Annotated in this window: 20 protein-coding genes and 1 tRNA gene; 5 read left to right on the plus strand and 16 right to left on the minus strand. The window is 36.3% G+C overall.

The window, feature by feature from the left end; all coding sequences use genetic code 11:
• Positions 1–160: 160 nt before the first annotated feature.
• Positions 161–1,318 (plus strand): response regulator, encoded by a 1,158-nt coding sequence (locus JHT90_RS03100; protein ID WP_201093963.1) that lies wholly within the window; start codon positions 161–163, stop codon positions 1,316–1,318.
• Here JHT90_RS03100 and JHT90_RS03105 read toward each other — a convergent pair.
• Both JHT90_RS03105 and JHT90_RS03110 read right to left on the minus strand, forming a co-directional pair.
• The gene (locus JHT90_RS03105; protein ID WP_201093964.1) at positions 1,315–2,193 is read right to left on the minus strand and encodes a metallophosphoesterase; all 879 of its coding nucleotides are present in this window, start codon (positions 2,191–2,193) and stop codon (positions 1,315–1,317) included. The two genes, JHT90_RS03100 and JHT90_RS03105, sit on opposite strands and share 4 nt — an antisense overlap.
• A gap of 58 nt (positions 2,194–2,251) precedes the next feature.
• Positions 2,252–2,326, minus strand: a tRNA-Glu gene (locus tag JHT90_RS03110).
• 691 nt (positions 2,327–3,017) lie between these two features.
• Between JHT90_RS03110 and JHT90_RS03115 the strand changes: the two genes are divergently transcribed.
• Positions 3,018–4,238 carry an RtcB family protein gene (locus tag JHT90_RS03115; protein ID WP_201093965.1) on the plus strand — a complete coding sequence of 407 codons (1,221 nt, stop codon included), beginning with the start codon at positions 3,018–3,020 and terminating at the stop codon, positions 4,236–4,238.
• A gap of 97 nt (positions 4,239–4,335) precedes the next feature.
• Here JHT90_RS03115 and JHT90_RS03120 read toward each other — a convergent pair whose 3' ends face one another.
• From JHT90_RS03120 to JHT90_RS03160, 9 genes are all read right to left on the minus strand, one after another.
• Positions 4,336–4,851, minus strand: coding sequence for a type 1 glutamine amidotransferase domain-containing protein (locus JHT90_RS03120; RefSeq protein WP_201093966.1), 516 nt, complete (start codon positions 4,849–4,851; stop codon positions 4,336–4,338).
• Positions 4,852–5,127: 276 nt separating this feature from the next.
• On the minus strand, positions 5,128–6,252 hold the full coding sequence (locus tag JHT90_RS03125) for an ABC transporter permease (RefSeq protein WP_201093967.1): 1,125 nt from the start codon (positions 6,250–6,252) through the stop codon (positions 5,128–5,130).
• A gap of 3 nt (positions 6,253–6,255) precedes the next feature.
• Entirely contained in the window at positions 6,256–9,015 is a 2,760-nt protein-coding gene (gene rbbA / locus JHT90_RS03130; RefSeq protein ID WP_201093969.1) for a ribosome-associated ATPase/putative transporter RbbA, read from the minus strand.
• 9 nt (positions 9,016–9,024) lie between these two features.
• Positions 9,025–10,110, minus strand: a complete 1,086-nt coding sequence (locus JHT90_RS03135) for an HlyD family secretion protein (RefSeq protein ID WP_201093975.1) — start codon at positions 10,108–10,110, stop codon at positions 9,025–9,027.
• A 171-nt stretch (positions 10,111–10,281) separates the two neighbouring features.
• Positions 10,282–10,764 carry a GNAT family N-acetyltransferase gene (locus JHT90_RS03140; protein ID WP_201093977.1) on the minus strand — a complete coding sequence of 161 codons (483 nt, stop codon included), beginning with the start codon at positions 10,762–10,764 and terminating at the stop codon, positions 10,282–10,284.
• 189 nt (positions 10,765–10,953) lie between these two features.
• The gene (locus tag JHT90_RS03145) at positions 10,954–12,468 is read right to left on the minus strand and encodes a 4Fe-4S binding protein (RefSeq protein ID WP_201093979.1); all 1,515 of its coding nucleotides are present in this window, start codon (positions 12,466–12,468) and stop codon (positions 10,954–10,956) included.
• A gap of 18 nt (positions 12,469–12,486) precedes the next feature.
• Positions 12,487–13,338 carry an FTR1 family iron permease gene (locus JHT90_RS03150; protein ID WP_201093981.1) on the minus strand — a complete coding sequence of 284 codons (852 nt, stop codon included), beginning with the start codon at positions 13,336–13,338 and terminating at the stop codon, positions 12,487–12,489.
• A 28-nt stretch (positions 13,339–13,366) separates the two neighbouring features.
• Positions 13,367–13,699, minus strand: coding sequence for a cupredoxin domain-containing protein (locus JHT90_RS03155; protein ID WP_201093983.1), 333 nt, complete (start codon positions 13,697–13,699; stop codon positions 13,367–13,369).
• A 91-nt stretch (positions 13,700–13,790) separates the two neighbouring features.
• Positions 13,791–14,321 carry an iron transporter gene (locus tag JHT90_RS03160; protein ID WP_201093985.1) on the minus strand — a complete coding sequence of 177 codons (531 nt, stop codon included), beginning with the start codon at positions 14,319–14,321 and terminating at the stop codon, positions 13,791–13,793.
• A gap of 459 nt (positions 14,322–14,780) precedes the next feature.
• On the opposite strand from JHT90_RS03160, the gene JHT90_RS03165 reads away from it, so the two are divergent.
• Together JHT90_RS03165 and JHT90_RS03170 are read left to right on the plus strand one after the other, a co-directional pair.
• Entirely contained in the window at positions 14,781–15,266 is a 486-nt protein-coding gene (locus JHT90_RS03165; RefSeq protein ID WP_201093987.1) for a hypothetical protein, read from the plus strand.
• A gap of 200 nt (positions 15,267–15,466) precedes the next feature.
• On the plus strand, positions 15,467–16,210 hold the full coding sequence (locus JHT90_RS03170; RefSeq protein WP_201093989.1) for an amidotransferase: 744 nt from the start codon (positions 15,467–15,469) through the stop codon (positions 16,208–16,210).
• Positions 16,211–16,244: 34 nt separating this feature from the next.
• Here the strand turns inward: JHT90_RS03170 and JHT90_RS03175 are convergent, their stop codons facing one another.
• From JHT90_RS03175 to JHT90_RS03185, 3 genes are all read right to left on the minus strand, one after another.
• Positions 16,245–16,652, minus strand: a complete 408-nt coding sequence (locus JHT90_RS03175) for a bacteriohemerythrin (protein WP_236254086.1) — start codon at positions 16,650–16,652, stop codon at positions 16,245–16,247.
• 186 nt (positions 16,653–16,838) lie between these two features.
• Complete coding sequence (gene pta, locus JHT90_RS03180) at positions 16,839–18,935, minus strand: phosphate acetyltransferase (RefSeq protein ID WP_201093993.1); 2,097 nt, start codon at positions 18,933–18,935, stop codon at positions 16,839–16,841.
• Positions 18,936–18,953: 18 nt separating this feature from the next.
• The gene (locus JHT90_RS03185; protein WP_201093994.1) at positions 18,954–20,144 is read right to left on the minus strand and encodes an acetate kinase; all 1,191 of its coding nucleotides are present in this window, start codon (positions 20,142–20,144) and stop codon (positions 18,954–18,956) included.
• 346 nt (positions 20,145–20,490) lie between these two features.
• Between JHT90_RS03185 and JHT90_RS03190 the strand changes: the two genes are divergently transcribed.
• The gene (locus tag JHT90_RS03190; RefSeq protein ID WP_201093996.1) at positions 20,491–20,976 is read left to right on the plus strand and encodes an FKBP-type peptidyl-prolyl cis-trans isomerase; all 486 of its coding nucleotides are present in this window, start codon (positions 20,491–20,493) and stop codon (positions 20,974–20,976) included.
• Between the two features lie 142 nt (positions 20,977–21,118).
• Here JHT90_RS03190 and JHT90_RS03195 read toward each other — a convergent pair whose 3' ends face one another.
• Together JHT90_RS03195 and JHT90_RS03200 are read right to left on the minus strand one after the other, a co-directional pair.
• Positions 21,119–21,994, minus strand: a complete 876-nt coding sequence (locus JHT90_RS03195) for a DMT family transporter (protein WP_201093998.1) — start codon at positions 21,992–21,994, stop codon at positions 21,119–21,121.
• Between the two features lie 8 nt (positions 21,995–22,002).
• Complete coding sequence (locus tag JHT90_RS03200) at positions 22,003–22,740, minus strand: YciK family oxidoreductase (RefSeq protein WP_201094000.1); 738 nt, start codon at positions 22,738–22,740, stop codon at positions 22,003–22,005.
• Positions 22,741–22,795: the final 55 nt, after the last annotated feature.

Consider the following 22,795-nt stretch of genomic DNA (forward strand, 5'->3'; position numbering starts at 1 on the left):
TTTATTTGATTTTTCTTTTATTTATTTATTCCTCTAAAGTTGGCTATAGGCAATATAGGGGTTACAATAGACTACTAGTTATTTATTAGTGATAGAAAGTTGAGTCAGTGTTAAATATTGCTTAATTTTCTAGAAAAAATGAGATTGAAGGTATTAATATATGAATCAATCAGAGCAAGAATCCTCACAGGTTTTTGATTTTCATAAACGAAAAAAACAACCTGAGGAAGTGGGCAAAGATAATAGTAATTTAGATGCTAACCTTCAAGAAATACTTGCCAAGGTCGAAAGCAGTCAAAAACTAAAAATAGTTATATTTGATGTCGATGTTAAAGCAATGAGTGCCCTAAGTTCGATATTAAAACCACAATATGATGTTTATTGTGTAACAAATCCAAAAGATGCGTTTAAAATTATTAGTACTAAAAAAATAGCCTTGGTTATTAGTGATCAAGCGCTACCTAATATAGATATTTCAGGTGTTGATTTCTTACTTAAAGTAAAAAAAATGGCACCTAATACTAGTAGAATTTTATTAGCAGGATCTTTAGATTTTGGTAAGGCTAAGCTCTCTTTAGAAAAAGGAGATGTTTTCAAACTGATTAAAAAACCTTTTGAAGATAGTCGTTTAATAGAGTTTGTTAATGCTGCCTTAGAACTTTATCTTGAGCAATCAGGTAGTATGGCGAATGCAGCAGCAAGATTACAACAAAATTCACCAAATTTTGATAAAGAAATTGCCGTCACTAAAACAATTCCTGCTTCAGCTAATCCCGTATTAGTTAAATGCAGTAGTGATGAAATGTTTGAAGAAATAAAAGCGAGCTATAAAGATAAGGCTTTGTTTATTCGGGCTGAAGATAGAAATGCAGCTATTAAGGTTTTGGAAACTACGATTGTTAAAGTAGTTATTTATTTCTTTGAACGAACTAATATTCTTGAAGATCATGAAACAATATTTTTAAGTCAGGTAAAACGAGAACTTCCCCACTTATCTATTATTGCAATATTGAATAAGGATAAAACAAGTTATCAAGAAATTATAAGTTTATTAAGGGAACAAATTATATATAGTTATTTTCCTTTTAATACACGCGCAGAAAAAATCTGTCAGCAACTATTGCCAGCTATAGAGAAAGCTTCTAGGTTATATGAAGGGCCTATCTATCTAAAATGGCCACCTCCTGAGCGGGTAGAAGAAGTTGAAGAAGATGAAGGCGCTTTGACGGATAAATTAACTGAGATATCATCTAAAGTTAAAGATGGCGTGTTATCAGGCATTCGTTCAGTAAAAGGCCTTTTTAGCAAAAAGGATTAATAACGAAGGTGCAGGACATCAATAGTTGGTGGATTAAAGAGCCGTAATGGTAAATTATTTTCACCAACGCCTGCTGTTACAAAGACAGGAGTGCCTGTAATACTTGCATCATAGTATCCACATACTAAACCATAGCGTGTTTTTACTATAAGTTTGTTGCTAAGAGGTATACGCACTTGTCCACAATGGGTGTGTCCTGCTAGTAGTAATGGGACATTGTAAGCAGACAATTTATCACTACTGTCTGGATTATGGGCGATCACTAGAGTAGGTTTATTTTTTGCTGCTTTTTTAAGAAAGTCAGTATCATCAAAAGATTCAACCCGATCTTTTAAACCTGCCAATTGGTAACTGTTCAAATCAATAATTTTATCTTCAATGATTTTAACATTATAGTTTTCTAAAACTTTGGGAAGATTTCTATTAATATATCGATAATCGTGGTTACCACGTACCGCATAAACGGGTTTATTTATTTTTGCTAAGGGTGCAAAGTGAGTGTTGTAGTATTTTTCATCACTTTTATATAAAAAGTCTCCTGCTATCACCACGTAATCAGCGGGAATGTTATTAATTTTATCAATGATACGTTGTAAATAGTGTTGATCTTTATAATAGCCTAAGTGCAGATCAGCGATTAAGATAACATCAGCATTAAAGCCTAATTTTGCAATAGTCGTTTCTTTTACAAGAATAATTTGTGGTTCAATATAATGAGCCCAAAAGAATGCTAGACTTAGTATAAGTATTAGAAAACTAGATTTTTTATAACGACGCTTTTTTATTAAATAAATGCAAAGGATAATAACTGGAAAACAAAGCCAGCCAAAATAAACTGCTAGAAATTCTAAAAAAGTAACACTAAGCGAAATCATACTAAAATTTTGGCAATAAAAAAGGCAGCTAGAAACTAGCTGCCTAGATTAACATAAGTGGCGTCCCCTAGGGGACTCGAACCCCTGTTACCGCCGTGAAAGGGCGATGTCCTAACCACTAGACGAAGGGGACAAAACCTTCTAACAAACTAACTTGTATAAGTCGATGAAGTTAAGCAAAATTGAATCTTTAAACCTTTGCTTTAACAAAATAGGCGCACATTCTAATATTTTGTAAACGTATTTGCAAGGCTTTCAGATATTTTTTAAGAGCTAACTATTTATATAATAATAGATATAACATTATAAAATATTATATTTATTTAAGGGGCTTATAATAAATATTTTTGTTTAAATAATCTTCTTGATAAGTAAATAATTTTATTTTTCAATGTCTTATTATTTTTTTATAAGGATTGGCACAACTTCTGCAATATAGATTGTGTAAATAAATTTGGCGAATAATGATGAAATTACATAGCTAACTGCTAGATTGTGGGTTCAAGACCCCATCTCCTTTACCAATGTGGGAGTAGCTCAAAAGGTAGAGCAAGCACAGTAAATATCTCATTATTTCTTGTCGCGAATTTATTTAATTGGTTTGTGATTTTGTTAAGATCCTAAACCAATTAGCAGTTTTGTAGTGAGTGCTTGATGGAATTACACTTGTAATGTCGTTGTCGGGGGTTCGAATCCCTTTCTTTTGCGAACAAAAGGTAGCTCAGTTGGTAGAGCACGAATATTTCATCGCCCCTAGTCACTGCACCCTATAACCTTGGCAAATATTAAGTGGTTTGTAACGTATTAATTAGTAGGAAATAAAGATGGAAAAGAAAACATATAATTTATTAGAAGTTGCCAATGGGAAGCCGATTAAAATGTGGACACAAGGTGTACCTGTGGAAGATGATGCGCGTCAACAACTAATGGATACTGCCAAAATGCCCTTTATTTTTAAACATCTTGCAGTTATGCCAGATGTGCATTTAGGGAAAGGTTCTACGATTGGTAGTGTTATTCCTACAGTTGGCGCTATTATTCCAGCTGCAGTGGGTGTTGATATAGGTTGTGGAATGATTGCTGCACGTACTTCATTGATGGCCAGTGATTTACCAGATAATTTATTGGGGATTAGAACAGCCATTGAAAAGGCTGTACCACATGGAAGAACAACTGGAGGTAATGATAGAGGCGCTTGGTCTAATGCTCCAATTGAAGTGGATAACTCATGGCAGTTTTTAGCTGGTCGATTTAAAGTAATTACAGATAAATACCCTAAACTAGCGGATACTAATAATCGTCTACATTTAGGTACTTTAGGAACAGGTAATCATTTTATTGAAGTCTGCTTAGATGAAGCCGAACATGTATGGTTTATGTTACATAGTGGTTCACGTGGTGTAGGAAACGCTATTGGTAGATTGTTTATTGAATTAGCGCAAGAAGATATGAGAGAACACCTTGCTAATTTGCCCAATAAAGATTTGGCTTATTTAAAAGAAGGAACTAAACATTATGATGATTATGTTGAAGCAGTAAGCTGGGCTCAAGATTTTGCACGCTTAAATCGTGAGTTAATGATGCTAAATGTTATTAAAGCAGTTAGAACGATCATTACTAAACCATTTGAGACACATTTAGAAGCGGTGAACTGTCATCATAATTATGTGCAAAAAGAGCAACACTTTGGGCTAGAGGTATTAGTTACTCGTAAAGGTGCAGTATCTGCTCATAAAGGGCAATTAGGAATTATTCCTGGGTCTATGGGAGCAAAAAGTTATATTGTTCGGGGTTTAGGCAATGAGGAAGCGTTTTGTTCTTGTAGTCATGGCGCAGGACGTACGATGAGCCGAACTAAGGCTAAGAAAATGTTTACAGTCGCTGATCAAATTAAGGCAACTGCCCATGTAGAATGCCGAAAAGATGAAGATGTGATTGATGAAATTCCTATGGCTTATAAAGATATTGATGCTGTGATGGAAGCTCAAAGTGAACTTGTAGAAGTATTGCATACTTTAAAACAAGTCGTTTGTGTTAAAGGATAACTAAACGAGCTTCTAAAATTTGCGCTGTACCTTTAAAGTGGGTTTTATAACCAACTTTTGGGGTACAGTGCAAAAACTAAGGGGATTTCGTTAAATATTACTTATTTAAAATTCTAACGATTTCACGGTTGAAATCAGGTAAATCATCAGGGGTACGACTAGTAACAATAGTATCGTTATCAATTACTACTGATTCATCATGAAAATCAGCCCCAGCATTTTTTAAATCAATCACCACAGGTTTTACTGTGGTCATTTTTTTACCTTTAACAATGCCTGCATTAATCATTAATTGGGGACCATGACAAATTGCAAAAATAGGCTTGTTAGTGCTAGCAAAATCTTTGGTGAAGTTTACAAAGCGATCATCGCCACGTAATGAATCAGGTGAAAAACCACCAGGGATTAATAACGCATCAAACTCTTCTGGTTTAACCTCATCAATAGATTTATCAATGGTCACTTTAGTATCATGTTTACCTGTTACTGTGTTTCCTGCTTGTTTTTCAATAGTTATAATTTTATGACCAGCTGCTCTGATAGCTTCAGCAGGAGAAGTGAATTCTGAATCTTCAAATTCATTAGTAATTAATACGGCTACTTGCTTGCTCATTGTTACCTCCAAAAGAGTAAAATTAAACGGTATATTTACTATTTATTGAGCAATTAGTAGTTAGACACAATGCCACGAAGGTATAAACAACAAAAATCTACAAGGTATATTGTTCATGGTAGTTAAGTTATACCCTAAGGTATGGAGATATAAGACGTTAATTAACTATTATTCGACAAGGTAAGGTAATTACATGATGATATGTAAATGGATATTTAAAAACATGTATTTTTATTTCCAATAGGTATTATTTAACATCAACTTTAATAAATTATATTAGGTCATTTGAGTAATGGTTTTTCTAAAACGAGTCAGTGCAAAAATAAAGAAACCTGTACCTAATGTAATTAGCCATAAAAAAGGTTTCCAAACAGTTTCAAGACCTGCACCACGGTATAAGATGGCTTGACCTAATTCTACAAAATGAGTGGTAGGTGCGATTAACATAATTGTCTGAACCAGTTCTGGCATACTTTCGCGAGGAGTACTACCACCCGATAACATTTGTAATGGTAATAAAATTAACATTAATAACATACCAAACTGTGCCATGCTACGAGCAACTGTTGCCAAGAAAATACCCATGGAGGTGGTAGCAAATAGATGCAGCACAGCACCCCATAAAAATAACCATTTAGAGCCAGTAATAGGTACTTTTAATGCACCCTCTACAATAAGCAGTAATGAGCAAGCAGTAGCGATCAGTACCACTAACCCCATTGACCAAACTTTTGACGTCATAATTTCAAAAGGAGTAACAGGCATGGCAAGCAGATGTTCAATAGTACCATGCTCACGCTCCCTCATAAGGGCTGCACCTGTTAAAATAATCGATAGGGTAGTAACCATATTAATGATTTCTGTAACCGAGCTAAACCATGATTGCGTCAGGTTTGGATTAAAACTAGTATGTACTTCTAAATTAACAGGCAAAATATCGGAACTACGGTAACGCTTAACAAATTCATTCACTTCATCTATAACAATTTGTTGGATATAGCCATTGCCTGTAAATGCTTGACTCATTCTTGTGGCATCAACATTAAGCTGAATAGTAGGAGAATCTCCTTTTAGTACATCTCGTTGAAAGTTTGGTGGGATATTGAGGACAAAGGTATATTTATCTTCATCCATGCCTGGGTCCATTTCGTTTAAAGAAATCTTAGCAGGTTTATTAAAGAGGGGTGGATAGAAAGCACCAATAATTTGTCTAGATAGGGGTGAATCATCCTCATCAACCACCGCTACTGAAGCTAAGTTTAAAGAATCAGGCACAGCTGTAGCTGCTGTATAGATAGAGGCTGTAAAACAATACACAATTAAAATCAGCATTACAGGGTCACGGGCTAACCCCCATAACTCTTTGATACCTAGCCGATAAATGTTAGTAAACTTTTGCATAGATCAGCTTTCCTGTTTTTTCAGTAATAAAATACTAATGCCTAATAACACAGGAATCATGGCCAGTAGCATATTAATTGAAGTATATAAATCTGAAAAAGTCAGTGCTTTGTTAAATATGCCACGGGTAATTAATAGCATGTAGGTAGTAGGGAAGTATTCACCAATTAACCTTCCTCCGCCTTGCAAAGAGGATACTGGATTGATTACGCCAGCAAATTGAATAGCAGGTACTAAAGTTAAAATTACCGTTAAGAAAATAACAGCCACTTGGCTACGGGTTATGGTTGAAGCAAGTAAGCCATAACTAGTGGCTACTATACAATATAGGAATATAGCAAAACAGAGTGTTAAGAAACTGCCTTTAATGGGTACATTAAAGATAGTTAAAGCCATAATTACTAATAGGAAAAAACTTAGCATGGAAAGCAGGATATAGGGTATTTGCTTACCAATTAAAAATTCTACCCGTGACATAGGGGTTACATACAGATTAAGGATTGAGCCTAGTTCTTTTTCACGCACAACTGATAATGCCGAAACCATAGCTGGCAACATCAATAATAGGATAGGAATGACCGCAGGCACCATGGCGGGTAAACTTTTAACATCAGGGTTATAGCGATAACGTGTTTCTATACTGGCATTACTGATGGTATCGTAACCTTGTCGTTCTCTAGCTTGCTCTGCCAGCCAACCTAAATGCAGCCCTTGTACATAACCGCGAATAGTTTCTGCACGCATTGGCATAGCACCATCAATCCATACACCAACCTCTGCTTGATCGCCACGTTCTATTTTTTTTGCAAAGTTAGGTGGAATTTCTACCGCAAGGTTAATATCACCCCTGCGCATGCGTTGATCCATTTCTTGATGGCTAGCAAGTGGTGGTTGTTCTATAAAGTAGCGAGAACCTGCAATATTTAATGTATAGTTTTGACTTAGGCCAGTTTGATCTTGGTCGAGTACCGCAAATCTTAGATTTTCTACGTCCAAAGTAATACCATAACCCATTACTAGCATAAGTATGGCGGCACCTAATAACGCTAGGGTTGCTCTAATAGGGTCACGTCGTAATTCAAGCGATTCGCGCCACATACAACCGATCAGACGGTTTAAACTAAAAACACTGGGAGGTTTATGATTGCTACTCGTTTGTTGAGTTGTAGGTTCTGTAGTAGCAGAGGTTGTTTCTATCTCAGCTGTTGAAGTACCTGCACCTGCATCTAATAGATATTCTATAAAGGCTTGTTCAAGTGTTGCTGCATGGCGTTTTTCCATCAACTTAGCAGGAGTATCGCTATCCAACACTTTTCCTGCATGCATAAGTGACATGCGATCACATCGTTCTGCTTCGTTCATAAAGTGAGTAGTGATAAAGATCGTCACATTATCTTTACGAGATAACTCTACCAATAAATGCCAAAAATTATCACGGGCAATTGGATCCACACCTGAGGTAGGTTCATCCAGAATTAAAATATCAGGATCATGAATAACCGCAACTGCCAACGATAAGCGTTGACGTACACCTAACGGAATATTATCAGGTAAGCTATCTCCTACATTTTCTAGACCAAAGCGCTGCAACATTTCATTGACACGGTTTGGTATTTTATCTTCAGCAACACCAAATAACCGCGCATGTAACACAAGGTTCTGTTCAACTGTAAGTTCGCTATATAAGGAGAATGCTTGCGACATGTAGCCTAAACGTTTACGGGTGTTAAGATCATGGGCATCAATTTCATTACCAAATAACCATGCTTGCCCCTCAGTAGCAGGTAATAATCCTGTTAGCATTTTCATGGTAGTGGATTTGCCACAACCATTGGAGCCTAGGAAACCAAATATTTCTCCTTGGGCAATTCTAAAATTAACATGATCTACCGCTACAAACTTACCAAAACGTTGGGTAAGCCCTTTAGCCTCAATAGCAATGGGGGTGTTTTGATCAATTTGCAAAGGAGGAATAACAACAGGTTTATAGCCTTGTTTTTTTTCTTCTGGCATTAATTCAATAAAGGCTGCTTCTAATGACTCTTGCTGGGTCTTTTGTAATATTTCAGTAGGTGTGCCCGTTGCAAGTATTTTACCAGCATCCATTGCTACTAACCAATCAAAGCGTTCTGCTTCGTCCATATAGGCCGTGGCTACAATAACACTCATTTGTGGTCGTTGCTTACGGATATTATTGATCATATCCCAGAATTGAGCACGGGATAGAGGGTCAACACCTGTGGTAGGTTCATCTAGTATGAGTAAATCTGGATCATGAATTAAGGCAGAACATAAGCCAAGCTTTTGTTTCATACCGCCAGAGAGTTTGCCAGCAGGTCTATCTAAAAAAGGGTAGAGGCCAGTACTTTTGGTAAGCTCGTCAATTCTACGACGACGTTCTGCTGCATTATGACCAAATAAGCGCGCAAAAAATTGTAGGTTCTCTTCAACAGATAATGTTGGGTATAAATTTTTGCCTAATCCTTGTGGCATATAGGCAATACGTGAGCAAACTTGAGTACGATGCTGTTTGCTACGCATATCTCCATTTAGTGCTTCAACAGTGCCTTGTTGAATAACATGGGCACCAGAAATTAAAGATAATAAGCTAGATTTACCCACACCATCTGGGCCAATTAACCCTACCATGCATTGAGCAGGTATATCTAAACTAACATTATCGAGTGCTAATGTTTTGCCATAACGCAGTGAGACATTTGCCACGTGTACGACAGTCTGTGAAAAATCAATAGGGTTGGCCATATTAAGCCCCTAATCTTTATTACACATGGGTACTAAATTAGATAATTCAGCTGGCCATGCCGCTTGTTTATCTAATTTTAACCAAGCGACTCCTGGTACACCTGTTTTAATTTGTTCTAAATAACAGTTTAAAAGTTCTGGTTTAATTTGCGCTTTAACTCGGAACATGAGTTTTTGACGTTCACTTTTTGTTTCTACGGTTTTAGGTGTAAATTGTGCAACACTAGCTACATAGGACACATAAGCAGGGATTGCTAGGTCTGGGAATACATCTAACACCATTCTGACTTCATCACCCAGTCTGACTTTACCTGCTACTGTTTCAGGTAAAAAGAAAGTAAGGTAAACATCATTTAGATCCACTACATTAAGTACCTTTCCGCCTCCCCCTAATACTTCACCGACTTGGGAGATTTTATATTGCACACGGCCATGAACTGTAGCAATTAATGTGCTGTCATTAATATCTGCCTGAATACGATCAATAGTTGCTTGGGCAGCTTTGCTGGCATAGCTGGCGCTAGTAACATTGGCTTCAGCTGCTTGAATAGCTGCTTCTGCTACAGCCACTTGTGCTTCAGCAGCAGTAACTGCAGCTTTTGCACTGTTAACAGAGGCTAGATCGTCATCATATATTTGCGCGGAAACAGCACCACTACGGTGTAAGGGTGTAGAACGTTTAAGCCGTCTATTAGCTAAATCTAGGTCACTTTTACGTTGTAGTACAACAGCTTCAATAGCAGCTTTATCACTCATTTTTAACGCAAGCTGTGCTTTAGCATTTACTTCATTACTAATAGCTTGTTGTAATTGTGCTCTAGCTTCATTAAGTTGCTGTTCTAACACATCGGTTTGCATAATTACTAAAGGTTGTCCTTTTTCGACAAAGTCACCTTCTTGTACTAGTATTTTTTCAATACGTGCAGCCAATTTCGTAGAAACATTAATTTCCGTAGCTTCTATACGACCATTACCATTGACAAAGCCTTCACCAAAATCTTTAGTTGTTAGTTGTGTCCATGCTAGATAACCCACAATTAGAAGGACTACAATGATGATGACTATTAATAACGGTTTTTTTATTTCAGTTTTCATGGTGTAGAGTCTCTATCTATAAAAGATGTTCAACTATTCAAACAGTTGTTAGTGTCGATATGGTTATTTGATCTTTTCTAGCAGAGAAAGTCAATGTATATCATCGTTAATAACAGTACATATCCATAGTAGTTCAGTTATACCTGTAAGAGTCATTACTTCTTAAAAGGGTTAGTCACTAAAGATTAAGAACTGTTGTCCATTAAAGATAAATTTGGCTTTTTCAGTAAGTCCTAATTTTTGATGGGCATGGATAGATTCTATATTGTCCTCTCCTATAAAAAGTAGAGGATGAAACTCAGGCAATAGCTGTTGTAATTTTTGATACATTAATTCAATAACACCTTGGTTGCGAAACTCTTCATCAATACAAACAGGCCCATAAAGGTAGTTATCTGCTGTAATCGGATGAACGGCTAACATAGCTTGAATAATGGGTGGTAAATCTTCTTGGGGAGGTGCAGCAAACACTACGCCTATTACTTTAGAGTCATGGCAAGCAATCACTACAGTAAGTGCTTCATTCACCATTGCAGTGGTCTTTTTTAGTGAAAAATTACTAAATAGGCCGCCATTTTCATTCTGCTCATATTTCTGTAGTAGTTTGGTTATTGCAGGGATATCATTTGTTTCAGCAGTGGTAATTGTAAACATAATGGTAGACTCCTAATTTATTTAAAGAAGCAGCGTACTATATCGTTCAAGAAATAATGACTTAGCCTAGCTATTTTCTTTGGTAATAGTTAACGCGATACTCTTAAAAGGGTGATAAAAGGTATATTAAGGAGAATGAATAGAATAAAACAATAGGACAATTAGCGTAATACCAATTGTCCATCCCTATTAATGTAATGAGGTTTGTTTAGAGGAAGGATTTTTTGTCAATAATTTTGATATAATTAGTTTTACTATAATAAAAGCAAGAATAAACAAGGCAATATGTGAAGCCAGTTGAATGGTAGATGCTTTAATGAGACGGGCATCGCTCCAACCCCAGAACATTAAATACCAATTATAAAGTACAAAAGCACAAATACTACTAAAACAGATTAAAACAGCTAAACGTTTAAAGCCAAAGACTTGTTGTCTATTAAGTACTTTCCAAGCTAATACCAAACTCCACACTAAAGCGCCCACTAATAAGAGTAAGCGCATATCTTGTACCCATGTAATAGCAAAACCATTTTGTCTAACCAGTTTAACAGTAGTTGCTGTTAAACCAAGAAATAGACCAACACCGCCAATAGGGATTAATGCTAAACAAATATGTGTATAGAAAGTTTTTCCTTTATTAGCGATTTTACTGGCAAGATGCATGATTAAACTAAATACAGCACCTAGCCCAATGCCATGGCCAACAATATAAGCAACTACACAAAAACCATCTACCCAGTTAAAGGCATCGTTATTTTCTGGATAATGGGTAAACAACCACCAAGGCGTATTTTGATTAAGTGGCCAGAAGATGTCATGCATTACTAACCATTCTGCAATAGTCTGCTTAGCATAAATAAACCACGGACTTACCGTCCAAGTGAAGGCGCCAATAGCTAAACCGAGAATACCATATAATAAAAGATGGATTAACCACGGATTTGATTCTTCTTGCCCATAATCTACCACTTCCTCATTAACTGAACGGATAGATAGTCTCACCGCATCTCGTTGCCCACTACAGCGACCACAAGCATGGCATGCTGAAGCACCATGCATTCTACGTATATCTATTAAAGGGGCACAGTTAGGTACAGGTAAATGAGGCTGTGGGTTTTCTTGCCAGCGTTTTTCGTCAACTTTGAAATGGACAGGTGCTAACCTTGCAAGTAAAGAAAATACGCCACTAACAGGGCAAAGGTATCTACACCAAACCCGTTTGTTACGCCCGTATAGAAGTCCTATTCCCACTGCGGCTACGGTAGAACCACCTAGAATAAGCAAGGCAGGTTTTGCATAGTCGTAAACACTAATCATTTGTCCATAAAGGGTAGTTAGAGCAAAGGCTATAGCAGGCCAGCCATTCCATTTAAGCCAATTAGGAACACCTTTATTTTTACCATGCTTACTAGCCCATTCAGCTAATGCACCCTCAGGGCAAAAAATACCGCACCATGCTCGACCAAATAATACCATAGAGACTAGTACAAAAGGCCACCAAATACCCCAAAATACAAACTGAGCAAATAGCGAGATGTTGTTTAGTGCCCTTGCTTTATCAGGTGGTAATGACAGAAAAGCAGGAATAGTTAATAGCACAAGATAGAACAGAATAATAAACCATTGTATACCTCGAATAACTCCCCCATAGCGGCGCATAGCATCGCCAAGTTTGGAAAGGGGGGTGACAGGTAAACTACTCATAATATCTGTCCTACAAATTTATTGCTTAATACGGTTATTGTATTGTGTCCATATAATAGCAATAATCCAATAAAGAGGGATTAGAATTATACCTAATAACATAGGTTGTGCACGATAACCCGTTATACTTGCGATGAAACTACCCATAGTGGTGGTGTCTGATAGGATAAAAGAACTATCCCATACAGGATCAAAGAACGTATAGCTCCACTCAGGGGCATCAGCATTGGCAAGCATATCAATGATAAGACCACTTGATTTATCTAAGGCTGACATTAATAAAGCACCACCTAACAATAATAAGATAACGGCACTCACATTAAAAAATACCCGCCATGAGATAATATGGCTGGTAAGCTGCAATAACATAAAGGTTGCATAGCCTAAGATAAAGCCTGCAATACTGCCTAATGTCAGTAACCAGAATGCTGTACCTTGTGCAGCAGCAAAATTGCTATAAAGGAAAATAACAATTTCAGAGCCTTCACGGGCAATTGCTAACATGGCTAGCAGTAAAATGCCAATGCCACCACGCTGAGCAAAACTTTGTGCTGCCTCTGTTTCTAAGTTCTTTTTCATTGCACGGCCATTCTTCTGCATCCAAATTACCATCTGAAAAATCAGAATACTGGCTACGGCCATCATAATAACTTGAAACCAATCACCACCTGTACCAGAAAACCATTCGCCTGCTAAAGTAAAGCCAACCGCTAATGCACAGGCAAATAAGATACCTAATGCTGTGCCTATCCATAGCATTTTTTTAGTATGACCAGAATTTGCTTGATGGTTAATCCAAGCATATAAAATTCCTATTACTAGTAATGCTTCAACGCTTTCTCGCCAAACAATAAATAGAGCTTGCCACATTTTAAATTGTAACTCCTAGCAGAATAGGTTATTTAACATTGATGGTGAAACCAGCCATATCCAGATGAAATTCATCTATAAAATGATAAGAACCTGGTTTTAACGGATGAATAACCACAAAAGAGCTAACGCCTGCAGCTAATACTTTTTCTACACGCATTGATAAGTTTTCAAACTCAGCAGGGCCACTACCAATATTTTTGATAATAATTTTAAAACGTTGTTTAGCAGGTACTTCAATTGAGCTTGGGGAAAAGACACCATCTTTAATAGTTATTTCATAGGTGGGTAATGGTGCAGCTATAGCAGTAACAGTGATAAACAATAAGGCAATAAGGGTAAGAAATTTTCTAGTTAACATAGCTTGTCTCACAAAATTTGAAACGCAAAAAGCCAATCAAGTGAGTGATTGGCTTTTACTTAAAGAAAACTTTAAGATAAATATAGAGTTACTAATAACCACCTTTTTTGCCTATACCTGCATAAACAAAATCATAACTTGTTTCACACTTTTCAAACCAAGGTGCTACGCCCGTTTCTTTATCGGTGTGACGGCCAAACATGCTATTTTTACCTGGAGGTAAGATAGTAAATTTTAAATTGTATTTGCCAGGGCCTAATAATTTAACATTATCACCATAATGTGGACCGTCATTAGCAACCATAGGGTGGAAAGTACCTTCTACTTTTTCAGTACTGCCTACTTTAGTTAATACAAAATTAACTTGTAAGTAAGGAATCCAACTACCTTCTTGGAAACCATTTTGGTTATCTTCCAATGCGGTTATGTCTGCTTCTAAATGAACATCTGAATCTTTGGCAGGACGCATCATTCCTGGAGGATCCATTTCAATGGGTTGTAAATAAACAGCCGCAATTTCCATTCCACCACATTGCTGTGGTTTACCAACAGGGTATTCCTTAGCCATGCTGATAGAAGTAGTACAAAGTAAAATAGCGGGTAGAATAAATAAAGAACGCATAAATATCTCCATATATTAAACTCAAATAACAAGCGAGTTAAATAATAAGTTAGGTACTACATAAAGCATGAAAATTTAGATATTACTTATTTGCTAATAGTAATCATTATTAAATAGATTGGCAATAGCATTATTAAACCTTTAATGCAAAAAATCATAATTTAGTTTTATAGAAGGGAGATAAATGAATCATTGCTGAAATATTTTGATAAATATCACAAAATATTATCTTTCGAGCATTAGCTAGGCTAACAAATATTTGCTGAAAAATATAACAATGTTATCATTTAGCCAGCTATATTATTAGTAATCTTAATTGGAGCTTAAATTTTGATATACTTTTTAGCTCAAGGACTGTACATAATGTAGTTATAATGGTAGGATTTTGCTACCGTTATTATTTGCGGAACTGTATTTCAATTGGAATAAAATTCTAAAATTCGTATGAAAGGAAAAAATATGCTTAAGTCTATTAAATTTGCTGCATTAGCAGGTGCTGTAGTAGTTGCTGCTGGTTGCCATAGCTTTAACACTAACAAACCAAGTGCTACTTTAAGCCCACGTTTAGTTACTAATGAATTACGTGCTGACATCAAAGTTGGTGAGAAAGTAACTGGTGAGTCTAGCTTAAACGTTTTATTCGGTTTCATCGCTTTTGGTGGCGACAGCAATTTTGCTGATGGCGTAGGTTATGATGGCATTACTGGTGGTGGTTTATTACCTGCTAACCCATTAGACAAAACTCCACAAGTTCAATCAGCTGCTGCTTACAATGCATTAGCTCCAGTTAATGGTGATGTATTAATCTCTCCACGTTACGAAGTAACTGTAGATGATTTCTTTGTATTCAAAACAATTCACGTTAAAGTAACTGGTTACAAAGGTACTGTAAACAGCATTACTAGCACAAACAACTACAATGTTTGCTGCACAGTTGGTAATTAATTCTTAATTGAATTAATTAAAAGCCAGCAGTTTTACTGCTGGCTTTTTTTTGTCTTTAATTTACGCATAATAATAAACAATTAAACGATTTAGAAATTCTATAGATAGAACTAAGTGCTATAAAAAAAGTATTTTTTATAATGTATAATTTAAAAAGGAAAGGTATATATTGTTGTTGGTAAGACGAGGTTGTATTAGAAATGGTTTTAAGAATTTGTATTTTGGAAACAGACTTTATTCGGCCTGAGCTAGTGGCAGAGTATCATGGTTATGGTGCGATGTTTGAGAAAATGTTTTCTACGCAACCTATTGCTGTTGAATGTAAAGTATACAATGTTGTTAATGGGGATTACCCAAGTGCAGATGAACAATGGGATGCTTATCTAATTACGGGTAGTAAAGCGGATTCTTTTGCTAATGATCCTTGGATAGAAACATTAAAAGTTTATGTGAAAAATTTATTTGATCAAGGAAAGATTTTATTGGGCGTATGCTTTGGCCATCAATTACTGGCATTAGTATTCGGTGGTAAGGTAGAGCGTGCTATACAAGGCTGGGGAGTAGGCTCTCACCATTACGATGTCAACCATAAAGCTGATTGGATGACACCTGCATTAGATAAATTGACGTTATTAATCAGTCATCAAGATCAAGTAACCTTATTACCAGAATCCGCTACATTAGTTGCAAAGAGTGATTTTTGTCCAAATGCTGCATTTACTATAGGAAAGCAGGTTTTATGTTTTCAAGGGCATCCTGAGTTTGTTGTAAATTATGCCAAAGCTATATTTGATAGTAGAGAAGAGCAATTAGGGAAAGAGTTATATGCTAAAGCTATCAGTAGCTTATCTGCAGAACATCAAGGTGTTGTGGTAGCAGAATGGATGGCAAGGTTTGTACAAGAAGGGTTAACTCAACAAAATAGTGCATTAGAACAAAGATAAAAAAAGGGGATTAACTAATCCCCTTCTAAAAATATTAAACAACATTTTTCTCACGAAAAAATTCAATGTAATCTTTATCTGTTTTCATAATGTGATTAGTTAGCCAATTTTTAAGTAACTCTAATGTTTCAATACTAGCCACACTGTCATCACCAGCTTCATGTCTCTCTAAAAGACTATATACTTTATGAGTAAACATATTGTGTTGTTTAACATGGCTAGTTGTTTCAGGATAGTCCAAATTAGCAAACAATGTTTCTTCAGCAATAAAATGGTTAATGGTATAGTCCACTAATTGCTCTAAAATATTACCAATTTCTGCAGAGTCGATTTGGCCATCATTGCTCATTGATTCATAAAGTTTATTGGTAAGATCTACCAACCACTTGTGTTGCTCATCAATCTGAGGAATACCAGTTTCTAACTCTTTCGTCCACGGCATAAAAGTCACGTTAATCAATCTCCTCTGGGTTTTATTATTGATAGGCTAATTATTTAAATCATTATACTCCACAAATTTCGCTTAGAACATGATTTTAAATTGTGAGTTTGTTGATAAAAAACAATCAATTGATAACATAAGGAGGAGCTAGAAACGCTAGCTCCCTATAAATTTAATATCAAAAACCTATTTTTTACTATTTGCTTGAATGGCAGTGAGCGCAATAGTGAATACAATATCCTCTACTAAAGCACCTCTGGATAAATCATTAACAGGTTTTCTTAAGCCTTGTAACATTGGGCCAACACTAATTACTTGCGCACTACGTTGTACTGCTTTATAAGTAGTATTACCTGTATTTAAATCTGGGAAAATAAATACGGTGGCTTTACCTGCAACTAGGCTATCAGGTGCTTTTTGCTTACCGACACTTTCAATGGCTGCCGCATCGTATTGCAGTGGACCATCAATCAATAAATCAGGGCGTTTCTGTTTGGCAAGCTCAGTAGCTAGCCTAACTTTTTCCACATCTTCACCACCTCCAGAAGAACCTGTAGAATAACTGATCATGGCAACCCGTGGAGTGATACCAAAAGCGGCAGCTGATTCGGCACTTTGAATAGCAATATCAGCTAGCTGTTCAGCGCTAGGGTCAGGGTTGATAGCACAATCACCATAGACTAAGACTTGGTCAGGTAAAAGCATAAAGAATACAGAAGATACTAAATTGTATTCAGGAGATGTTTTAATCAATTGTAACGCAGGGCGTACTGTATTAGCTGTGGTATTAACAGCGCCTGATACTAATCCGTCTACGTCATCAGTAGCAAGCATCATAGTACCTAATACAACGGAATCACCTAGCGATTGTTCAGCAATTAAAGGGGTCATACCTTTATTTTTACGTAATTCTACTAAAGGTGCTACATAGTTTTGGCGGATACTATCAGGATCAATAATCTCTAAGCTATCAGGTAATTGTAAGCCTAAGCCTTTCGCTACATTATTAACTTCTTCAGGTTTTGCTAAAAGTACACAACGTGCAATGTTACGTTGGTGACAGATAATTGCAGCTTGAATAGTTCTTGGCTCATTGCCTTCAGGTAAAACAATGCGCTTATTGGCTTCTTGCGCGCGTTTAACCAATTGATAACGAAAAGCGGGTGGTGATAAACGAGCTTCTTGAATAACACCACAACGTTGAAATAACCATTCTTCATCTAACTGTTCAGCAATAAATTCAGTTACTTGCTTAGCACGATCTTGGTCGTCTACAGCAATACTTTTATCTATATGTGATAAGTTAGTGGCAGTATCATAGGAACCTGTTTTAACAGAAAGAACAGGTAAGCCACCTTCTAATGCTGCTTTACAAAGGGTCATAATCCGTTTATCAGGTTCAAAGTTACTACATAGTATTAAACCTGCCAGTGGAATACCGTTCATGGCCGCTAAACTGGTTGCCATGATAATATCATCACGATCACCAGGCGTAACAATCAAAACACCAGGTTCAAACAGTGGGATAGTATCAGGTACAGCTCTGGCACAAAGCACAATTTTGTGAACACGACGTGTATCAAGTTCGCCTTTATTGATTATTTGGGCATTAAGCTGTTTAGCTATATCTTGTAAACGTGGTGCATTTAATTCTTCACGCCAAGGATTACAGCCTAATATTTTAAAGTCGTCTTTAAATAGCTGTGGTGCAGCGTTTTGTAAATGCTCTTTAAATGCATCAGGGCCTTCAAGCGCTTTAATTTTATTAAGTATTACACCTATTAGTTTTTTGTTACGTGGACCACCAAAGGCATGGGCTTGAATTTCGATAGCATCAATAAACTCTTCTGTAGTTTCATGCTCTTCTTCAGGAGCCGCCACCATAATAATATCTGCATTCAAACTTTTAGCCAGTGCTGCATTAATAAATGTAGCATAGTTTGATTGCAGAGTAGGTACCATGCCTTCGATTACTATCACATCTTTATCAATAGAGGCTTGCTGAAATAGATTAATAGCATCTTCTAACAGTATATCTAATTGATCATTACTTAAACGCTGTTCAACATAATTTCTTGAAAGGGGCTTAGGTGACTTTATACCAACTGTTTTTTCAATTAGTTCAGAAGAGTAATCTGGTAACTGTTCTCTATCATGATGTTGGGCAATTGGTTTACAAAAACCAACTTTTAATCCTTTATTTTCTAGTGCTCGAATAAGGCCTAAGCTAATAGAAGTAAGACCAACACCAAAATTTGTAGAAGTTACAAAAAAAGCATGCATATATAATCTATCCTATTATTACTTATCTTCTACAAATAAAAGCGTATCCAATGCTATTTGACGTTCTTCATTGGTCGGCATAACAATGATACGTGGTGTATTTGGTTGGCTAATTAAGCCCGCTTTACCACGCACAAATTTAGCATTAGCTTCGCTTTCAATTGCAAAACCTAATAATTTTAACCAAGATACAGTACGCGCTCTAATTAATGGTGAGTTTTCACCAATACCACCTGTAAAAATAAGACCATCAATACAGGGTAAAGCACAAGCCATGCTAGCCAATGATTTAGCTAAGCGATAGCAGAAAACTTCAATTGCCATCGTAGCGCCTTTATGGCCACGGCTTCTAGCTTCTTCTAAAGAACGCATATCATTAGAAAGCCCCGATAAGCCTAATAAACCACTTTGTTTAGTAAGTAGATTATCAACTTCATCAACAGTCATATTTAAGATACGTACTAAGTGACCATGTAAACCAGGATCTACATCACCACTGCGGGTACCCATGCATACACCTTCTTGAGGGGTTAGCCCCATACTGGTATCTAAGCTTTGTCCATTAGCAATAGCACAAGTAGAACAACCATTACCTAAATGGGCTGACAGCCAATAACTATCGCCTGCGTTTAAATCACAAAAATCAGCTGCTTGCTGACTTACATAACGATGGCTGGTGCCATGGAAACCATAACGACGGATATTATGTTTAGTATAATATTCTTCGGGTATACAATAGCGGAAAGCATGATCTGGCATTGTTTGGTGGAATGCTGTATCAAATACCACTACTTGTAATAAATCAGGATATACCTCTAATGCAGCACGCATACCTTGTAAGGCAGGTGGGTTATGTAATGGTGCTAGGGGAGATATACGTTCTATTTCAGAAATAACTTGTGGCGTAATTTTGTGAGGTGCAGTGAAATGTCTACCACCATGTACCACCCGATGCCCAATACCATCTAACTCACCTTGGCAAACCTCTTGTACACGGGGCATAATTTGTGAAAGGGCTGTTTTGTGATCACCGTTAGGGATCATTAAACTGTTTTTGTCACTACCTGTCTTCCAAGTAACAATAGCTTCAGGTGTATTTAAACGTTCTGCTAAACCTGAAATAGCAAATTCGCTTTGTTTAGGGTTTACTAAAGCAAATTTTAGAGAAGAACTACCACAATTAATGACTAAAATATTACGCGAGGTCATACATTTTTACCTGTTGTTTATACAATAATTAAAACGGGTCACATTATAGTTGATGTGGGTAAATTAAGTAACTTTAAATAAGATTGTTTAGTAGTTATATTGATTAGTGTAAAAAAAACTTCAATTGTTCATTAGTTTTATGGCTTTATTTTCAATTGAATAGTTAATTGCCATTAAAAAATATTAAATCATTAAATATCATGGCATTAGGGTTTTATTTGAATTTTTATTAGAAAGCAAAATACTTATATATATACAATTTTAACTATTTTTTAGTCGATATCTTTAACTAAGCAATGTAAGATTAACGTTTATTTTAAATTTTGAAAAGAAAGGCCAATAGACCATGCAAATTGAACCTAAAAAAGCAGTATATATTGAATACACATTAACTAACGATGCAGGTGATGTTTTAGATAGTTCAGAAGGACATCCACCGCTAGCTTACTTGCATGGTTTTAATAATATTATCCCAGGTTTAGAAAGTGCCCTTGTAGGAAAAAAAGCAGGCGATGAATTGGATGTACAAGTTGAACCTGAAGATGGCTATGGCGAATATTCTGTTGATTTAGTGGCGGTAGTACCTCGTAGTGCTTTCCAAGGTGTTGAGCAATTAGAGCCAGGTATGCAGTTCCATGCATCAGCTCCAGATGGTGGTATGCAAGTAGTTGTTATACGTGATATTGAAGGTGACGATGTAACGGTAGATGGTAATCACCCACTAGCAGGCCAACGTTTAAACTTTAAAGTTAAAGTAGCAGATGTACGTGAAGCTACTGCTGAAGAGTTAGAACATGGTCATATTCATGGTGAAGGCGGTCATCAGCACTAATTATAGTTATTAATCTGCATTTTTATACATCGTTAAATGACTTTGCTGTACTAGTTGTAGTAACTTCAGTCATTTGCCTCGTTTAAAATTGTATTGCAACAGCTATATGTATAATAAAGGTAGGATTATTTCCTACCTTATTTTATTCAGTCACTAATTTTGTAGTGGTTGCTTGTTTCTGTAAACCAGCCCAAATCACTGCTAAGATAATCACTAAACCACCAATAATTGTTCTAATGGTCGGTTGCTCACTAAATAATATCCATGCCCCAACAATAGCATAGACAGGTTCTAAGGCAATAATGATTGAAGCTGTTTTGGCATTAATAGCGGTTAGGCTGCTGATAAAAAGATAATAAGATAGCCCTGTACACAATAATCCTAAACATGCAATCCATAACCAATCCATTTGTGAGACAGCAGGTAAGCTAGTCACCGTAAAAGGAAATAAGATTACAAATACAACCAGACATTGCCACCAACAAATTTGCACACCTGTTGTGAGTTTTAGCGTGTAGCGATTAATAACAACACTTGCACCATAAAGAATACCTGAAATTGTTCCCCAAATAAGTCCCATGGTACCACCATCACTTAAATCAAAAGAGGGTGTAACCATAATAAGACCAGCAGAAACACAAAACAGTAAACAATATTCTACTTTGGTGATTTTGTCTTTAAAAAACAACATTTCAAATAAAGCTACACAAGCAGGAAAACAAGCAAAACCTAAAGTAGCCATTGCCACATTGCCTACTTTAATGGCATAGAAAAAGGTAACCCAATGGGCGGCTAATAAAATACCTGCCACCACTAGACTATAAAAAGCTTTTAATGGAATACGCCAAGGTATATAACGGAAATGCAAGCTAAGTAATGTCATGGCAAAAATAGCAAAAATAGAGCGACCCATACTAATAACAAATGAGTCGCTGGCAATAAGATTGCCAAAAATGCCAGACACACCAAATAAAATGGCAGCGATATGCATTTGAATTAAAGCAGTTTGTTTAGTCATTATATAAATTATTGTGCATTAAGTGCTTGACCGTTAACACCTATACTATCAGGGCCTAAAAGGTAAAGATAAACAGGCATTATTTGTTCTGGTAGTGGATTATCAGTTACAGTTTCCTGTGGATAAACATGGGCACGCATCGCTGTTCTAGTTGCACCAGGATTAACACTATTTGTTCTAATTGTAGTATCTTTTAATTCCTCTGCCACGCATTGCATAAGCCCTTCTATAGCAAATTTGGAACTAGCATAAGCACTCCATAGCGCACGTCCTTTACGACCAACAGCGCTTGAGGTAAAAATGATAGAAGCATCAGGTGCTTTTTGTAAAAGAGGAAGTAAATATTTAGTTAATGCAAAAGTGGCATTTACATTAACTTCCATAATTTGTTGAAACTCTTCAATAGATAGCGCTGTAAATGGTTTTAAGTCAGCGGCAATAGCAGCATTATTAACTAAGCCATCTAATTGATTGACTTGATCAGCTAGTTGCTTAGCTAACTGCATATAATCTTGCTCTTTAGCTGTAGCTAGATCAAAGGGAATAATAATAGGCGATAAATAACCTTGTTCTATTATTTGTTTACTCACTGCATCCAATTTACTGGCTGTTCTTGCCAGTAATATAACCTTTGCTCCCAGTGCTGCACAATTTAATGCAAGAGCCTTTCCTATACCTTGTCCAGCACCAGTGATAACAATAGTACGATTTGCTAATAATGATGGACGAGCAGTATAAGAATACATATAAGACCTACCAGAGTTGTAAAAAATTATTTTTGTCTTGTAAATTAAAAAGCAA

Source organism: Entomomonas asaccharolytica (genome assembly GCF_016653615.1).
Classification (GTDB): Bacteria; Pseudomonadota; Gammaproteobacteria; order Pseudomonadales; family Pseudomonadaceae; genus Entomomonas; species Entomomonas asaccharolytica.

What these genes read in the sequence shown, in the direction of transcription:
- JHT90_RS03100 (WP_201093963.1), top strand. Translation starts at nt 161, where the DNA reads ATGAATCAATCAGAGCAAGAATCCTCACAGGTTTTTGATTTTCATAAA.
- JHT90_RS03190 (WP_201093996.1), top strand. Translation starts at nt 20,491, where the DNA reads ATGCAAATTGAACCTAAAAAAGCAGTATATATTGAATACACATTAACT.
- JHT90_RS03150 (WP_201093981.1), bottom strand. Translation starts at nt 13,338, where the DNA reads ATGTGGCAAGCTCTATTTATTGTTTGGCGAGAAAGCGTTGAAGCATTA.
- JHT90_RS03200 (WP_201094000.1), bottom strand. Translation starts at nt 22,740, where the DNA reads ATGTATTCTTATACTGCTCGTCCATCATTATTAGCAAATCGTACTATT.
- JHT90_RS03105 (WP_201093964.1), bottom strand. Translation starts at nt 2,193, where the DNA reads ATGATTTCGCTTAGTGTTACTTTTTTAGAATTTCTAGCAGTTTATTTT.
- JHT90_RS03175 (WP_236254086.1), bottom strand. Translation starts at nt 16,652, where the DNA reads ATGCCGTGGACGAAAGAGTTAGAAACTGGTATTCCTCAGATTGATGAG.
- JHT90_RS03125 (WP_201093967.1), bottom strand. Translation starts at nt 6,252, where the DNA reads ATGCAAAAGTTTACTAACATTTATCGGCTAGGTATCAAAGAGTTATGG.
- rbbA (WP_201093969.1), bottom strand. Translation starts at nt 9,015, where the DNA reads ATGGCCAACCCTATTGATTTTTCACAGACTGTCGTACACGTGGCAAAT.
- JHT90_RS03155 (WP_201093983.1), bottom strand. Translation starts at nt 13,699, where the DNA reads ATGTTAACTAGAAAATTTCTTACCCTTATTGCCTTATTGTTTATCACT.
- pta (WP_201093993.1), bottom strand. Translation starts at nt 18,935, where the DNA reads ATGCATGCTTTTTTTGTAACTTCTACAAATTTTGGTGTTGGTCTTACT.
- JHT90_RS03170 (WP_201093989.1), top strand. Translation starts at nt 15,467, where the DNA reads ATGGTTTTAAGAATTTGTATTTTGGAAACAGACTTTATTCGGCCTGAG.
- JHT90_RS03115 (WP_201093965.1), top strand. Translation starts at nt 3,018, where the DNA reads ATGGAAAAGAAAACATATAATTTATTAGAAGTTGCCAATGGGAAGCCG.
- JHT90_RS03185 (WP_201093994.1), bottom strand. Translation starts at nt 20,144, where the DNA reads ATGACCTCGCGTAATATTTTAGTCATTAATTGTGGTAGTTCTTCTCTA.
- JHT90_RS03145 (WP_201093979.1), bottom strand. Translation starts at nt 12,468, where the DNA reads ATGAGTAGTTTACCTGTCACCCCCCTTTCCAAACTTGGCGATGCTATG.
- JHT90_RS03120 (WP_201093966.1), bottom strand. Translation starts at nt 4,851, where the DNA reads ATGAGCAAGCAAGTAGCCGTATTAATTACTAATGAATTTGAAGATTCA.
- JHT90_RS03195 (WP_201093998.1), bottom strand. Translation starts at nt 21,994, where the DNA reads ATGACTAAACAAACTGCTTTAATTCAAATGCATATCGCTGCCATTTTA.
- JHT90_RS03165 (WP_201093987.1), top strand. Translation starts at nt 14,781, where the DNA reads ATGCTTAAGTCTATTAAATTTGCTGCATTAGCAGGTGCTGTAGTAGTT.
- JHT90_RS03140 (WP_201093977.1), bottom strand. Translation starts at nt 10,764, where the DNA reads ATGTTTACAATTACCACTGCTGAAACAAATGATATCCCTGCAATAACC.
- JHT90_RS03135 (WP_201093975.1), bottom strand. Translation starts at nt 10,110, where the DNA reads ATGAAAACTGAAATAAAAAAACCGTTATTAATAGTCATCATCATTGTA.
- JHT90_RS03160 (WP_201093985.1), bottom strand. Translation starts at nt 14,321, where the DNA reads ATGCGTTCTTTATTTATTCTACCCGCTATTTTACTTTGTACTACTTCT.